The organism is Streptomyces sp. NPDC003247 (assembly GCF_042888135.1).
GTDB lineage: Bacteria > Actinomycetota > Actinomycetes > Streptomycetales > Streptomycetaceae > Streptomyces.
On the sequence record NZ_JBIAPF010000009.1, the window covers coordinates 1 to 14,638 of the forward strand.

At 71.4% G+C, this 14,638-nt stretch carries 10 protein-coding genes; 2 read left to right on the top strand and 8 right to left on the bottom strand.

Translation table 11 applies throughout. The features are described from left to right. Positions 1 to 184: 184 nt before the first annotated feature. The 5 genes from ACFYWQ_RS28270 to rpsO form a co-directional block, all read right to left on the bottom strand. Entirely contained in the window at positions 185 to 643 is a 459-nt protein-coding gene (locus ACFYWQ_RS28270; RefSeq protein ID WP_389520100.1) for a hypothetical protein, read from the bottom strand. A 12-nt stretch (positions 644 to 655) separates the two neighbouring features. Continuing rightward, positions 656 to 1,408, bottom strand: coding sequence for a 4-hydroxy-tetrahydrodipicolinate reductase (gene dapB / locus ACFYWQ_RS28275; RefSeq protein WP_389520102.1), 753 nt, complete (start codon positions 1,406 to 1,408; stop codon positions 656 to 658). A 149-nt stretch (positions 1,409 to 1,557) separates the two neighbouring features. Then, positions 1,558 to 2,937 carry a M16 family metallopeptidase gene (locus tag ACFYWQ_RS28280; RefSeq protein WP_389520104.1) on the bottom strand — a complete coding sequence of 460 codons (1,380 nt, stop codon included), beginning with the start codon at positions 2,935 to 2,937 and terminating at the stop codon, positions 1,558 to 1,560. Continuing rightward, on the bottom strand, positions 2,934 to 5,153 hold the full coding sequence (locus ACFYWQ_RS28285; RefSeq protein ID WP_389520106.1) for a polyribonucleotide nucleotidyltransferase: 2,220 nt from the start codon (positions 5,151 to 5,153) through the stop codon (positions 2,934 to 2,936). Before ACFYWQ_RS28285 ends, ACFYWQ_RS28280 begins: the two co-directional genes overlap by 4 nt. A gap of 332 nt (positions 5,154 to 5,485) precedes the next feature. After that, positions 5,486 to 5,773: a 30S ribosomal protein S15 gene (gene rpsO / locus ACFYWQ_RS28290; RefSeq protein ID WP_004924725.1), complete on the bottom strand. Its 288-nt coding sequence runs from the start codon at positions 5,771 to 5,773 to the stop codon at positions 5,486 to 5,488. A 430-nt stretch (positions 5,774 to 6,203) separates the two neighbouring features. On the opposite strand from rpsO, the gene ACFYWQ_RS28295 reads away from it, so the two are divergent. Beyond that, positions 6,204 to 6,497, top strand: a complete 294-nt coding sequence (locus tag ACFYWQ_RS28295) for a DUF397 domain-containing protein (protein ID WP_389520107.1) — start codon at positions 6,204 to 6,206, stop codon at positions 6,495 to 6,497. Positions 6,498 to 6,578: 81 nt separating this feature from the next. Here ACFYWQ_RS28295 and ACFYWQ_RS28300 read toward each other — a convergent pair whose 3' ends face one another. Together ACFYWQ_RS28300 and eccD are read right to left on the bottom strand one after the other, a co-directional pair. Then, on the bottom strand, positions 6,579 to 8,114 hold the full coding sequence (locus ACFYWQ_RS28300) for a PQQ-binding-like beta-propeller repeat protein (protein ID WP_389520109.1): 1,536 nt from the start codon (positions 8,112 to 8,114) through the stop codon (positions 6,579 to 6,581). A gap of 219 nt (positions 8,115 to 8,333) precedes the next feature. Further along, on the bottom strand, positions 8,334 to 9,839 hold the full coding sequence (gene eccD, locus ACFYWQ_RS28305) for a type VII secretion integral membrane protein EccD (protein WP_389520110.1): 1,506 nt from the start codon (positions 9,837 to 9,839) through the stop codon (positions 8,334 to 8,336). A 314-nt stretch (positions 9,840 to 10,153) separates the two neighbouring features. On the opposite strand from eccD, the gene eccCa reads away from it, so the two are divergent. Next, the gene (gene eccCa / locus ACFYWQ_RS28310; protein ID WP_389520112.1) at positions 10,154 to 14,125 is read left to right on the top strand and encodes a type VII secretion protein EccCa; all 3,972 of its coding nucleotides are present in this window, start codon (positions 10,154 to 10,156) and stop codon (positions 14,123 to 14,125) included. A 204-nt stretch (positions 14,126 to 14,329) separates the two neighbouring features. Here eccCa and ACFYWQ_RS28315 read toward each other — a convergent pair whose 3' ends face one another. Further along, on the bottom strand, positions 14,330 to 14,632 hold the full coding sequence (locus ACFYWQ_RS28315; protein WP_389520114.1) for a WXG100 family type VII secretion target: 303 nt from the start codon (positions 14,630 to 14,632) through the stop codon (positions 14,330 to 14,332). Between the last annotated feature and the right edge of the window lie 6 nt (positions 14,633 to 14,638).

Sequence of the window (14,638 nt, forward strand, 5' to 3'; positions counted from 1 at the left end):
GGGCCTCCGCCGGGGCCGGGGCCGGGGGGGGGGCGGGGGCGGGGGGGCCGGGGGGCCCCGCCCCCGGGGGGGGGCGGGGGGGGGGCCCCCCGGGGGGGGGGCCGGGGGGGCCCCCCCCCCGCCCGCCTCTGGGTGCCTGTGACTGTGCCCTCTGCCCAGTGTCGGCCCCCGGGTGCCGTCCGTCTCAGGGGGAGGACGGGTGCTGTGCGCTCCTGTGCAGGCTGATCGCGTGTTGCATGGCCTTGCGGGCGCGCGGGGTGTCCCGGGCGTCGTGGTAGGCGACGGCGAGGCGGAACCAGGTCCGCCAGTCGTCGGGGGCGGCTTCCGTCTCGGCCTTGCGCCGGGCGAAGACCTCGTCGGCGGAGTCGCGGTCGATCCGGCCGCCCGGGGTGCGCTTGAGCTCGTCGACGGGCAGGCCGCCCTCGGCGTCGAGTTCGGCGGCGAGCCGGTTGGCGCGGCGGACGAACTGGGTGTTCTTCCACAGGAACCAGACGCCGATGACCGGCAGGATCAGCACCGCCACGCCGAAGGTGACGGTCAGGACCGTGCCGGACTGGATGAGCATGACGCCGCGGGTGCCGACCAGGAGGAAGTAGACGACCAGGACGGCGGCCGTGAGGGCGTAGGAGAGCTTTGCGCGCATGACGGTCGGGGCTCAGTTCAGGTCGAGGAAGTGTTCCAGGCCGAAGGTCAGGCCCGGGGTCGTCACCACACGGCGGGCACCCAGCAGGATGCCCGGCATGAAGCTGCTGTGGTGCAGGGAGTCGTGCCGGACGGTGAGGGTCTCGCCCTCGCCGCCCAGCAGGACCTCCTGGTGGGCGAGCAGGCCGCGCAGGCGGACGGCGTGGACGGGCACGCCGTCGACGTCCGCGCCGCGGGCGCCGTCCAGGGCCGTGACCGTGGCGTCCGGCGCCGGGGCGGAGCCGGCCCTGCGGCGGGCCTCGGCGATGAGCTGTGCGGTGCGGGTGGCGGTGCCGGAGGGGGCGTCCACCTTGTTCGGGTGGTGCAGCTCGACGACCTCGACGGACTCGAAGTACGGGGCGGCGATCTGCGCGAACTTCATGGTCAGCACGGCCCCGATGGAGAAGTTCGGCGCGATGAGCACGCCCGTCTCCGGCGACTCGGCCAGCCAGCCCTTCAGCCGCGCGAGGCGCTCGTCGGTCCAGCCGGTGGTGCCGACGACGGCGTGGATGCCGTGCCGTACGCAGAATTCCAGGTTCTCCATGACGGAGGCCGGGGTGGTGAGCTCGACGACGACCTGGGCGCCGGTCCCGTCCAGCGTCTCCAGCTTGTCACCGCGGCTCAGGGCCGCCACCAGTTCCATGTCCTCGGCGGCCTCGACCGCCCGAACCGCCTCGGACCCGATCCGGCCCTTGGCGCCGAGGACCGCCACGCGCAGCTTGCTCATCTGTTGCTTCCTTACCGAGGGTGCTTTTCCGGAGGTGATCACTGGTGGTGATCACCGAGGACTGAGGGTGACTCACCGGGGTGCGCACCGGGAGGTGGTCCGGCCGGTGGTCACCGAAGGGTCTGCCGAGGACGTGCGGGGCGCCGCTGTCAGGCCACGGCGTCGTGCAGACGGGCCGCCTGTTTGTCCTTCAGCGGGCCGATGACCGACAGCGACGGCCGCCGTCCCAGGACGTCACGGGCCACCGAGCGCACCTCGTCCGGGGTGACCTCCGCGATCCGGGTCAGCATGTCGTCGACGGACATCTGCTCGCCCCAGCACAGCTCACTCTTGCCGATGCGGTTCATGAGCGCGCCGGTGTCCTCCAGGCCGAGGACGGTGGAGCCCTTGAGCTGGCCGATGGCGCGGCCGATCTCCTCGTCGGACAGGCCGTGCTCGGCGACGTGGTCGAGCTCGTCGCGGCAGATCTTCAGCACGTCGTGCACCTGGCTGGGCCGGCATCCGGCGTACACCCCGAACAGTCCGCAGTCGGCGAAGCCGGAGGTGTACGAGTAGACGCTGTAGGCCAGGCCGCGCTTCTCGCGGACCTCCTGGAAGAGCCGCGAGGACATCCCGCCGCCGAGGGCGGTGTTCAGGACGCCCAGGGCCCAGCGGCGGTCGTCGGTCCGCGAGAGGCCGGGCATGCCGAGGACGACGTGTGCCTGCTCGGTCTTGCGGCCGATCAGTTCGACGCGGCCCGCGGTGCGGAGCGCGCGCCGGCCGTCGCGCGGGGCGATGGGGGCGGCGTCGAGGTCCTTGAGGGCGCCCGCCTTCTCGAAGGCGGCGCGCACCTGGCGTACGACCTTGTTGTGGTCGATGTTGCCGGCGGCGGCGACCACGAGGTGGGTGGGGTCGTAGTGCTTCTTGTAGAAGCGGCGGATGCGGTCGGCGGTGAGGGCGTTGACGGTGTCGACCGTGCCGAGGACCGGGCGGCCGAGGGGGTTGTCGCCGAACATCGTGTGCGCGAACAGGTCGTGCACGCAGTCGCCCGGGTCGTCCTCGGTCATGGCGATCTCCTCGAGGATGGCGCCGCGCTCGACGTCGACGTCCTCCTCCAGGATCAGGGAGCCGGTCAGCATGTCGCAGACGACGTCGATGGCGAGCGGCAGGTCGGCGTCGAGCACGCGCGCGTAGTAGCACGTGTACTCCTTCGCCGTGAACGCGTTCATCTCGCCGCCGACCGCGTCGAGGGCGGAGGAGATGTCCAGGGCCGACCTGCGGGTGGTGCCCTTGAAGAGCAGGTGTTCCAGGTAGTGCGTGGCGCCGTTGAGGGACGGGGTCTCGTCGCGGGAGCCGACGTGCGCCCAGATGCCGAAGGTCGCGGAGCGGACCGAGGGCAGGGTCTCGGTGACGATGCGCAGGCCGCCCGGGAGGGTGGTCTTGCGGACCGTGCCGATGCCGTTCTCGCCCTTGATCAGCGTTTGGGTACGGGCGACGGCCCGCGCCTCCGAAGAGGTGCGGGCCGTCGCCTTGGAGCTACGGGACGTCACTGCTCGGCGTCGTCCTTCTTGTCGTCGGCGGCCTCTTCGCCCTCGATCACGGGCACGAGGGAGAGCTTGCCGCGGGAGTCGATCTCGGCGATCTCGACCTGGACCTTCTGGCCCACGCCGACGACGTCCTCGACGTTCTCCACGCGCTTGCCGCCGGCCAGCTTGCGGATCTGCGAGATGTGCAGCAGACCGTCCTTGCCGGGCAGCAGGGAGACGAACGCACCGAAGGTGGTCGTCTTGACGACCGTGCCCAGGTAGCGCTCGCCGACCTCGGGCATCGTCGGGTTGGCGATGCCGTTGATCGTGGTGCGGGCGGCCTCGGCGGAGGGGCCGTCGGCGGCGCCGATGTAGATGGTGCCGTCGTCCTCGATCGTGATCTCGGCGCCGGTGTCCTCCTGGATCTGGTTGATCATCTTGCCCTTGGGGCCGATGACCTCACCGATCTTGTCGACCGGGATCTTCACAGTGATGATCCGCGGCGCGTTCGGGGACATCTCGTCCGGCGTGTCGATCGCTTCCATCATCACGTCGAGGATGTGGAGGCGGGCGTCACGGGCCTGCTTGAGGGCGGCGGCCAGGACGGAGGCGGGGATGCCGTCCAGCTTGGTGTCGAGCTGGAGGGCGGTGACGAACTCCTTGGTGCCGGCGACCTTGAAGTCCATGTCGCCGAAGGCGTCCTCCGCACCGAGGATGTCGGTGAGGGTGACGTAGTGCGTCTCGCCGTCGATCTCCTGGGAGATCAGGCCCATGGCGATACCGGCGACGGGGGCCTTCAGCGGCACACCGGCGTTCAGCAGCGACATGGTGGACGCGCAGACCGAGCCCATGGACGTCGAGCCGTTGGAGCTCAGCGCCTCGGAGACCTGGCGGATCGCGTAGGGGAACTCCTCGCGCGTCGGCAGGACCGGCACGAGGGCGCGCTCGGCGAGGGCGCCGTGGCCGATCTCGCGGCGCTTCGGGGAGCCGACGCGGCCGGTCTCGCCGGTGGAGTACGGCGGGAAGTTGTAGTTGTGCATGTAGCGCTTGCGGGTCACCGGGGAGAGGGTGTCCAGCTGCTGCTCCATGCGGAGCATGTTGAGGGTGGTGACGCCCAGGATCTGGGTCTCGCCCCGCTCGAACACCGCGGAACCGTGGACGCGCGGGATGGCCTCGACCTCGGCGGCGAGCGTACGGATGTCCGTGACGCCACGGCCGTCGATGCGCTTCTTCTCCTTGATGACGCGCTCACGGACCAGGGTCTTGGTCAGCGAGCGGTACGCGGCGGAGATCTCCTTCTCGCGGCCCTCGAACTCCGGCAGGAGCTTCTCGGCGGCGAGGGACTTCACGCGGTCCAGCTCGGCCTCGCGCTCCTGCTTGCCCGCGATGGTCAGCGCGGAGGCGAGCTCCGGCTTGACGGCGGCGGTCAGCGCCTCCAGGACGTCGTCCTGGTAGTCGAGGAAGATCGGGAACTCGCCGGTCGGCTTGGCGGCCTTCGCGGCGAGGTCGGCCTGGGCCTTGCACAGGACCTTGATGAAGGGCTTCGCGGCCTCCAGACCGGCGGCGACGACCTCCTCGGTCGGCGCCTCGGCGCCGCCCTCGACCAGCTTGATGGTCTTCTCGGTGGCCTCGGCCTCGACCATCATGATCGCGACGTCGCCGTCCTCCAGGACACGGCCCGCGACGACCATGTCGAAGACGGCGTCCTCGAGCTCGGTGTGCGTCGGGAACGCGACCCACTGGCCGTTGATCAGCGCGACGCGGACGCCGCCGATCGGGCCGGAGAAGGGCAGACCGGCCAGCTGCGTGGACGCGGACGCGGCGTTGATCGCCACGACGTCGTACAGGTGGTCGGGGTTGAGCGCCATGATGGTGGCGACGACCTGGATCTCGTTGCGCAGGCCCTTCTTGAAGGACGGGCGCAGCGGGCGGTCGATGAGGCGGCAGGTGAGGATGGCGTCCTCGGAGGGACGGCCCTCACGGCGGAAGAAGCTGCCGGGGATCTTGCCGGCGGCGTACATCCGCTCCTCGACGTCCACCGTCAGGGGGAAGAAGTCGAGCTGGTCCTTGGGGTTCTTGGAGGCGGTGGTGGCCGACAGCACCATGGTGTCGTCGTCCAGGTACGCCACGGCGGAGCCGGCGGCCTGCTTGGCCAGGCGGCCGGTCTCGAAGCGGATGGTGCGGGTGCCGAAGGAGCCGTTGTCGATGACGGCCTCGGCGTAGTGGGTCTCGTTCTCCACTAGCGTTTTCTCCGTTACTTGTCGTCTTTCGTCCCTCGGCTGCCCGTGTGGCAGGGGGACGGTGGCGGAGAAGCGCTCCGTGCGGTGCGGGCCGGTCTTCGATCGAAGCACCCGGGGCTCGCTTCCCCCCGGGGGCCACTACCGAGGACCGGCGGCGGCTAGGTGCGCTCCTCCTCGTTCTGGTGTCGTGCGTGGTACTGCGTGATGGTGCGTGGTGCGATGTGCGTCGTGCTACCACACTACAAAGCGTGAGTGACACTCCGCACGTTTCCGTACGTACAGCAAAGGGAGCGGCCCCCGATCGTCACGGGAACCGCTCCCTTCACGGCGTCTTACTTGGCGCCCGCCGCACCACGGCGGATGCCGAGGCGGTCGACCAGCGCACGGAAGCGCTGGATGTCCTTCTTCGCCAGGTACTGCAGCAGCCGGCGGCGCTGACCGACCAGGATCAGCAGGCCACGGCGGGAGTGGTGGTCGTGCTTGTGGGTCTTGAGGTGCTCGGTCAGGTCGGAGATCCGACGGGACAGCAGAGCGACCTGGACCTCGGGGGAGCCGGTGTCGCCCTCCTTGGTACCGAACTCGGAGATGATCTGCTTCTTCACTGCGGCGTCGAGCGACACGCGTACTCCTCGAAGATGTGTGGATGCCCACCGAGTGCCCCCGGTCTGCGTCTCGGGGGAGCTTCCGTTACTCGGGAGGCGGGGATCCGCTGGGCGCGGCCTCCGGAGCGGGGCTCCGGGGGTGCGTACACAGACGGCCGTCACCCACAGTACCAGCAGGCCGGGACCGCTCCGGCACCGGTCGCCGAACCGGGTGGGCGGCACGGGCGCTGCCGCTAGGGTGCTTCTGATGGATCTCCGTGGAAGAAGGAGCGGCGTTCGGTGCGTGCTCTCGGTGTGCGGTGCGGAGGGTCATGTGGCGGAGCCACCTGGCCCTCCGCACCGTGCGGCGAGAGTGCGTGCCGGGCGTCGGGACGCCGCGGAGATCCATCAGAAGCACCCTAGGGTGCTGGGTTGGATCATCCGTGCGTCGGGAAGGGGTCGCCGCGCCATGGCGGACGAAGCGAACGAGGACGTCAGGGCCCGCAAGGAACGGGAGCGGGACGAGCTGTACGCGCTCGACATCTCCGGGGTCGAGTGGCAGTGCGCGCCGGGTACGGAGGAGCAGGAGGAGCGCGTGGAGATCGCGTACCTGCCGGGCGGGGCCGTGGCGATGCGGTCGTCGCTCGACCCGGACACCGTGCTGCGGTACACGGAGGCGGAGTGGCGGGCGTTCGTGCTGGGCGCGCGGGACGGGGAGTTCGATCTGGAGCCGGCTCCGCACAATGGGGGGTTGGACGTGTAGGCGGCGCCGGTAGGGCGGTGGGGAAGCAGTCCGCCTGGGCCCTTCCCCGCCGCCGTACACCCGTGCTCGGCAACGGTCGTACTACTGCTTCTTCGTCGTCCGGCTCTCGATGCCGAGGACGAGATAGATCCACTTCGGCTGGTCGGCGGCCGGGCCGGTGGCGGATCTGACGCCGAAGAAGAGACGGCCGTTCTGGACGACGACGTCGTTGAAGTCGATCGAGGTGAAGTTCTCGGCCTCGGCCGGCAGCTCGAAGTAGAAGTACGGCGTCTCCTCGCCGGTCTCCGGGTCGAGGCCGACGAGCGCGGTGGGCGAGAGGTGGTCCTGGCTCTCGCGGAGGGCGAGGAGCCGGTCGCCGCTCGTGCGCACCGGGATCAGCAGCGTGTTGGCGCCGGACTCGAACTTCTGCGTGCTGTCCCCGGTCGCCAGGTCGAAGCCGATGATCCAGTTGGACGTGGTCTTCTCGATGACGTCCTTGCTGCGCACGAACACCTGGCCGTCGCCCACGGCGATGGTCGGGCAGTCGTCGATCACGACGTAGTCGGTGGAGTACGAGCACTCCCCCACGTACGTGCCGTTGCGGAGGCTGATGGTGGCACGGTTCTTGCCGTCGGCGTCCAGCGAGAGCAGCTCGGTGAAGCCGGTGTCCCCGGTGGAGACGGCGAGGACGACCGGATCGGTGGACGGGACCGCGACCTGGCGCACGCCCTTCGCCGCGGAGTAGGTCCACAGGGTGCGCCCCGTGGCCGGGTCCACCTCGCGCACCTTGTACGTGATGCGCTCCCAGGAGTCGACGGCCAGGCTCTCGTCGTCGCTCCAGCACTCCTCGCGCACCAGGAGCGCGCCCCCGCCGGCGGCGCCTCCGTCATGGCAGGCGCCGGTGTTCGACGTGCTCCACCGCTTTGTGCCGTGGTCCATGTCGTAGGCGACGGTGCCGCGTCCCCACGTCACGGCGACGGTGTCGTGCGTCAGGGTCACGCTCGGCGGGTCCTGGACGCCGCCGTTGCGGGGAGTGCCCGTGGTGGTGCCGATGGCCGCGACGGGAACGTCGTGCGACCAGATCTTGCGGCCGTCGTCGAGGTCGAAGAAGGCGACGTGGTTGCAGAAGGCCTCCTCGTCGGTGCTCGCGCGGTACAGCACGGCGGTGCGGTTCTCGTTGGTGACATGGCGGGTGTAGCCGCAGATCGGGCCGTCGAGGGCCAGCTTCCACTTCTCGTCACCGGGCGAGGCGTCGGTGCCGAGGCGGAAGCCGACGAGCGTCTTGTTGATGCCCTTGGCGAGGATCTTGTCCGTGGCCCACATGCCGGGCATCTCGTAGCTCTCGCCGGGGGTCATGTCGTCCACGGAGAGGCGGAAGGCCATCGTGCCGACGGTACTGGCGGGCGGCTCCTCCACCGATTCCCGGACGTCGAGGCGTCCCTGGGCGGCGGGCGTGTCCGTGGGGCTCTTCGACCGTCCGGAGCCGGCGCCCCAGAGGAACCAGCCACCGGTGCCCAGTGCCGCGACGAGGACCACGGTCAGCGACCACAGCAGTGCCTTCCGGCGCCGCCCGGTCCGGACGGCCTCGGCGGTCACGGCGGACTGGGTGTAGATGGACGGGGGCGGGCCGAAGCTCACTCGACGTTCCTTTCCGTGTACTGCGCCCGAGCGGCCGGCGGGCCGTCCGGCCGGGCGGCGAACCGGTCCTGCGCTCGGCCGGACGGTGCTCGGCCGGACGCGGCCGGTCGCCCGGACGGCGTGCGAAATTCGGGCGGCCGACCGCGCCCGGCGCCGCGCACGGTCGGCCACCGCTGTCCGCGGCACACTCCCGACGGGCGCCGGATGGAGGCGCCGCGTTCAGCTCGTCATCGACCGGACGGCCGTGTACACGTTGAAGACGGCCAGCGCCAACGGGACCAGCGTCAGCAGGACGAAGCCCTCGGCGATCTCCAGGAAGCGCCCCCAGAACGGGGTGACCCCGCCCCGGGAGGCGATCAGGCCGACGGCGGTGATGACCGCGGACGTCGCCGCGATCGCCGCGACGAGCCAGATCGTGCGGATGTCGAGGTCGGTGCGGTCACCCGTCAGGGCGTCACGGAACACGGAGAACGGCGGGTTGAGCGCCAGACCGAGCCCGAGGAGCACGAGGGAGCCGAGGCCGGCGGCCAGGAGGGGGGCGACCTGGGCGGTGTACCGGAAGAGACCGGCGCGCATCAGCAGGGCGATGCCGACGGCCAGCGCGAGCAGTTGGGCCCAGACCCCGTCGGAGAAGCCGAGCACGGCGCAGGCGCCGACGACGACCGCCGCGCAGCCACCGACCAGGCCGACGAGGAGCTCGTGGCCACGGCGGGCCTGGGCGGCGATCCGTTCCACGTCGACCGGCTCCTGCGGGGCCGGATCGGCGCCGTAGGTGCTGCGGGGAGCGGTGTCCGGGGCGTCGAATCCGATGGGCAGCCGGGCGAAGCGCATGGACAGGCCGGGCAGGAAGGCCAGCGCCCCCACCGCGACGGGCGCGCACAGGGCAGCGGTCTCGGCCGGCGACCAGTGGAGGAGGATCGCCGCGAACACCGCCGCCAGGCCGACGCCGGAAGCGACCGCGCCGGCGACGAAGGGCGCGTCGCCGCCGGGGGAGCACAGGGTGAGCAGGACCGCGGCGAGCAGGACCGCCGCGCAGGCCAGGAGGAACTGGAGCTTGCCGATGCCCTGGCCGTCGGCGAGCGGGAGGAGGCCGGAACCCGCCACACCGATGTTCGGCAGCGCACCGAGCCCGAGGGCGACGGCCGAGGGCCGGTCGTCGTAGACGCGGGCCCGTACGCAGGCGAGGGCGACCAGCAGGACGCCGGTGACCGCGGCGAGGACGCCGGGCAGCGAGTGCATGTCGTGGCGGGGGTCGCCCGTCCAGGCGACGAAGGCGAGCAGGGCCGGCAGGACGCCTCCGCCGACGAGGCCCGCGGCGCGGGTCAGGTCGCCGCTCCACAGGGTGTGTTCGCGCGTCACCGCCGAGGCGATCGCCTCGGACACGTCGTCGTGGACGGCCGGGGGCAGCGACTCGGCGAAGGGGCGCAGGGTGAGGAGTTCGCCGTCGAGGATGTGCTGGGCGGCGAAGGAGCGCGAACCGTCGAGGACCCTGCCGTCCCGGCGCACCAGGTGGTAACCGACCGGGGCGCCCTCGGCGGGGCTCTGCCGGGAGAGCCGGAGGATCTCCGGATAGATGTCGACGACGGGGATGTCGTCGGGCAGGGCGACGTCGATCCTGCTGTCGGGCGCGACGATCGTGACCCGGCAGAAGCCGAGGCCCGTCCGGGAGGCGGCTCCCGTCCCGTGCCCTCCCCCGGTGGCTGCCGCGGAGGCCGTGATGCTCACCTGCTGCTCCCCCTCAGTGATGGTCCCGCGTCGGTGGTGTGAAGATTTCACGCCGGTTCGCGCCCCGCGGTGCCGGTGGATACGGCCGGGCGGTGGAACCGACGCCGTCGAGCGGCCGTCGAGCGCCGAAGCATCCCGATTCTCGCGGAATGTCCCCGCCTCAACGGCCCCTGCCGCATGTGCTCACGCGAACATCCGGCACCCTACCTCCCTCTCGTCCCACGAGAAGTCAGTAGGATCGCGCGGCGGCCTGCGTCCGCCTGACACGGGGTTGGCGGACCTACTTCCGGGGCCGGCAAGGGAATTGGTGAGCAGTGAGCCACATCGTCGTGAAGCGTCCTCCGAGGTCGCTGCCGTCCGAGGTGCCCACGGGCGAGATCGCCGTGCAGCCTCCGCCCGAGCTGCCGCGGGGGCATCAGGAGAGCGTGCTGATGCAACTGCTGCCGACCCTCGGCATGGGCGGCTCGGTGGTCTTCTTCTTCACGAACGGGCAGCCGTTCATGAAGATCATGGGCATGGTGATGATCGCCTCGACGGTGGCCATGTCCATCGCGATGGTGGTCCGCTTCCGTCGCGGCTCCCAGGGGCAGTTGGCGGACATGCGCCGCGACTACCTGGGCTACCTGGCGCAGACCCGCCGCACGACCGCGGACACGGCCAGAGCGCAGCGGGACGCGCAGTACTACCTGCACCCTTCCCCCGAGCAGTTGTGGGCGCTGGTCGCCGAGGGCAGCCGGGTGTGGGAACGGCGGTCCGGCGACGAGGACTTCGCCCAGGTCCGGGTCGGTCTCGGTGCCCAGACGCTCGCCACGCCGCTCATCGCGCCGGAGACCGGCCCCGTCCAGCAGTTGGAGCCGTTGACCGCGGGTGCCCTGCAGCGGTTCCTCGCCGTCCACGGCACCCTGGACGACCTGCCGATGGCCGTCTCGCTGCGGGCCTTCTACCACGTGACGGTCAGCGGCGAGCCGCAGTCGGTACGGTCCTCGGTCCGGGCCCTGACCGGTTCGCTGGCCGCGCTGCACTCCCCCGAGGACCTGGTCGTCGTCATCGCGGCGGGCCGGGACGAACTGGCCCACTGGGAGTGGGCCAAGTGGCTGCCGCACGTGCAGGCGCCGGACGCCGTGGACGGCGCGGGCAGCCGTCGGCTGATCGGCGGTGACGCGCGTGAACTGGAGAACCTGCTGTCGTCCCGGCTCACCGGGCGCCCCCGCTTCCACCCCGGCGCCGCGCCCCTGCCGGACGAGCCGCACATCGTCGTGGTCCTCGACGGCCTCTCGCTCCCCCCGGACTCGCTCCTGGCCAACCCCGAGGGCCTCCAGGGCGTGACGGTCCTCGAGATCGTGCCCGGCGAGCTGACCGGGGCGGGCGGCGACCTCGACATCGTCGTACAGCCGGGCGCGCTGCGCCTGGAGTCGGGGCACGGTGTGGTCTACGAGGGGACGCCCGACGTCCTGTCGTACGAGGCCGCCGAGGTGCTCGCGCGGCAGCTGGCGCCGCTGCGGATGGCGTCCGGCGGCGACGACGACGAACCGCTGCTGGCCAACCTGGAATTCACCGACCTGCTGAATCTGGGCGACGCGGCGTCCGTCGACCCGCGGCGCACCTGGCGGCCGCGTTCGCTGGCGGAGCGGCTGCGCGTGCCGATCGGCGTCGGCGAGGACGGCCGTCCCGTCATGCTCGACCTGAAGGAGGCGGCCCAGGAGGGCATGGGCCCGCACGGCCTGTGCGTGGGCGCGACCGGCTCCGGCAAGTCCGAGCTGCTGCGCACGCTGGTGCTGGGCCTGGCGGTCACCCACTCCTCGGAGACCCTGAACTTCGTCCTCGCCGACTTCAAGGGCGGCGCGACCTTCGCCGGCATGGCGCAGATGCCGCACGTCGCGGCCGTCATCACCAACCTGGCCGACGACCTGACCCTGGTCGACCGCATGGGCGACTCCATCCGCGGCGAGCTCAACCGGCGTCAGGAGATGCTGCGGGACGCCGGCAACTACGCCAACATCCACGACTACGAGAAGGCTCGGGCGGCGGGCGCGCCGCTGCAGCCCATCCCCTCCCTGGTGCTGGTGATCGACGAGTTCAGCGAACTGCTGACGGCGAAGCCGGATTTCATCGAGATGTTCGTGCAGATCGGCCGTATCGGCCGCTCGCTCGGCGTCCACCTGCTGCTGGCTTCCCAGCGCCTGGAGGAGGGCCGGCTGCGCGGCCTGGAGACGTATCTGTCGTACCGCATCGGTCTGCGGACGTTCTCGGCGGCGGAGTCGCGTGCCGCGCTCGGCGTGCCCGACGCCTACGAGCTGCCGAACGTACCGGGGTCGGGCTTCCTGAAGTTCGGCACGGACGAGATGGTGCGGTTCAAGGCGGCCTACGTCTCCGGCGTCTACCGTTCGGGCCCGCAGCGCACCGGGCCGGCCGGCGCGGCGCTGCCGGTGGACCGGCGGCCGGTGCTGTTCACGGCGGCCGAGGTGCCGGTGCGGTACGCGCAGGTGCCCCAGCAGCGGACCGCGGTGGACGAGCCCGAGGTCGACGAGGCCCTCGCGGACACGGTCCTCGACGTGATCGTGCGCCGGCTGGAGGCGCAGGGCCCGGCGGCGCACCAGGTGTGGCTGCCTCCGCTGGACAGCCCGCCGTCGCTCGACGCGCTCCTGCCGGGGCTCGCCGCGGTGCCGGGCCGCGGCCTCACACAGCCCGGCTACGAGGGCGCGGGCCGTCTGGTCGTGCCGGTCGGGCTGGTGGACAAGCCGTACGAGCAGCGTCGTGACGCCCTCTGGGTGGACTTCTCCGGCGCGGCCGGCCACATGCAGATCCTGGGCGGCCCGCAGTCCGGCAAGTCGACGCTGGTGCGCAGCCTGATCTGCTCCTTCGCCCTGACCCACACGCCGTACGAGGTGCAGTTCTACGGCCTCGACTTCGGCGGCGGCGGTATGGCGGCCGTGGCCGGGCTCCCGCACGTCGGCGGAGTGGCCTCGCGCCTGGACCCGGAGCGGGTGCGGCGCACGGTGGCCGAGGTGTACGGCGTGATGACCCGCCGCGAGGAGTACTTCCGTTCGGCGGGCATCCCGTCGATCGGCGACTTCCGGGCGCGGCGGGCACGGGGTGAGATCTCGGTGACGGACCAGCCCTGGGGCGACGTCTTCCTGATCGTCGACGGCTGGGGCAACTTCCGCGCCGACTACGAGACCCTGGAGCCGATCGTCCTGGAGATGGCGGCGCGCGGTCTCGGCTACGGCATCCACGTCGTCGTGACGGCCTCGCGTTCCATGGAGGTCCGGTCGAACATGAAGGACCACCTGATGAACCGCCTGGAGCTGCGGCTCGGCGACACGATGGACTCCGAGCTGGACCGCAAGATCGCCGCGAACGTCCCGGCGGGGGTCCCGGGCCGCGGTCAGTCGCCGCAGAAGCTGCACTTCATGGCGGCGGTGCCGCGTATCGACGGGCTGGCCTCGGACACGGACCTCTCGGACGCCACGCAGGCGCTGGCGGCGGAGGTCACCCGCCACTGGCAGGCGCCGCCCGCTCCCGAGGTGCGGCTGCTGCCGCGGGAGTTCCCCGCCGCGGAGTTGCCGGCGGGCGACCGGTTCCCGCAGCAGGGTGTCGCCTTCGCCCTCGACGAGAACAACCTCGAACCGGTCTTCGTCGACTTCGAACAGGATCCGTTCTTCCTCGTCTTCGGCGAGAGCGAGTCGGGCAAGTCGAATCTGCTGCGGCTGCTGATCAGGCAGCTGACGGAACGCTATTCCGGCGACGAGTGCAAGCTGTTCGTCGTCGACAACCGGCGCTCCCTGCTGGACGTCACCCCGGCCTCCCATCTGGCCGAGTACATTCCGATGTCCAACGCCATGGACCACCACATGTCCGCCCTCGCCAACCTGATGCAGCGCCGCACGCCGACCGCCGAGGTGACCGCGCGGGAGCTGCGGGACCGCAGTTGGTGGCGGGGTCCGACGGTGTTCGTCGTCATCGACGACTACGACCTCGTGGCGACGTCCAGCGGAAACCCGTTGGCCGGTCTCACCGAACTGCTCCCCTTCGCCCGGGACGTGGGCGTCCGCTTCATCATCGCCCGCTCCACGGCCGGCGCGGGTCGCGCCTCCTACGAGGCGTTCATGCAGCGCATCAAGGAACTCGGCGCGCAGGGCGTGGTGCTCGCGGGCGATCCCGGAGAGGGAGACCTCCTCGGCGGGGTCCGGCCCCGGCCGATGCCCGCGGGACGCGGGATCTTCGTCTCGCGACGGCGGGGGAAGCCGTTGGTGCAGGTGGGGTTGGCGCCGGAGGGCGTCTACTGAGGCGGTACCGCCGGGGCTCGCCCCTCCGGCGGTGAGCGGCGGGTCCGGGAGGAGAGCCTCCTGGGCCCGCCGTCGTGTGTCCTCGCTCGGCGTGGGCCGGGTGGAAGGGGCGCCACACGCCGGCGTCTTGAGCCGGTACCGCGGGTACGGCAAAGGGTGGGCACCTCCCGCGCGTACCCACCCCGTCGAACCACGCCGCCGGCGTCACATGAAGTAGCTGGCGCCCTTCAGGTCGCCACCACGGTAGTCACCGCCGGCGGTGTGGACCTTCTGCGAGATCTGGACCAGCGCCGCGTGGATGGCCCGGGCGTGCTCGTCCCACTTCTTGGTCTTCTTCTCGAACTCGCTGTACGCCTCGCCGCCCCAGCCCGCGGACACCTTCAGCACCGCCTGCTTCAGGGCCTCGAGGTCGTCCTCGAGCTTCTTGGCCTGGTCGCCGAGCTCGGTGGCGAGCGCGTCCATCGTGCCGTACGTGACGGCAAGCTCGTCGTAGTGGGCTCCGGACATCTTGTT

What these genes read in the sequence shown, in the direction of transcription:
- ACFYWQ_RS28315 (WP_389520114.1), bottom strand. Translation starts at nt 14,632, where the DNA reads ATGTCCGGAGCCCACTACGACGAGCTTGCCGTCACGTACGGCACGATG.
- dapB (WP_389520102.1), bottom strand. Translation starts at nt 1,408, where the DNA reads ATGAGCAAGCTGCGCGTGGCGGTCCTCGGCGCCAAGGGCCGGATCGGG.
- ACFYWQ_RS28270 (WP_389520100.1), bottom strand. Translation starts at nt 643, where the DNA reads ATGCGCGCAAAGCTCTCCTACGCCCTCACGGCCGCCGTCCTGGTCGTC.
- ACFYWQ_RS28295 (WP_389520107.1), top strand. Translation starts at nt 6,204, where the DNA reads ATGGCGGACGAAGCGAACGAGGACGTCAGGGCCCGCAAGGAACGGGAG.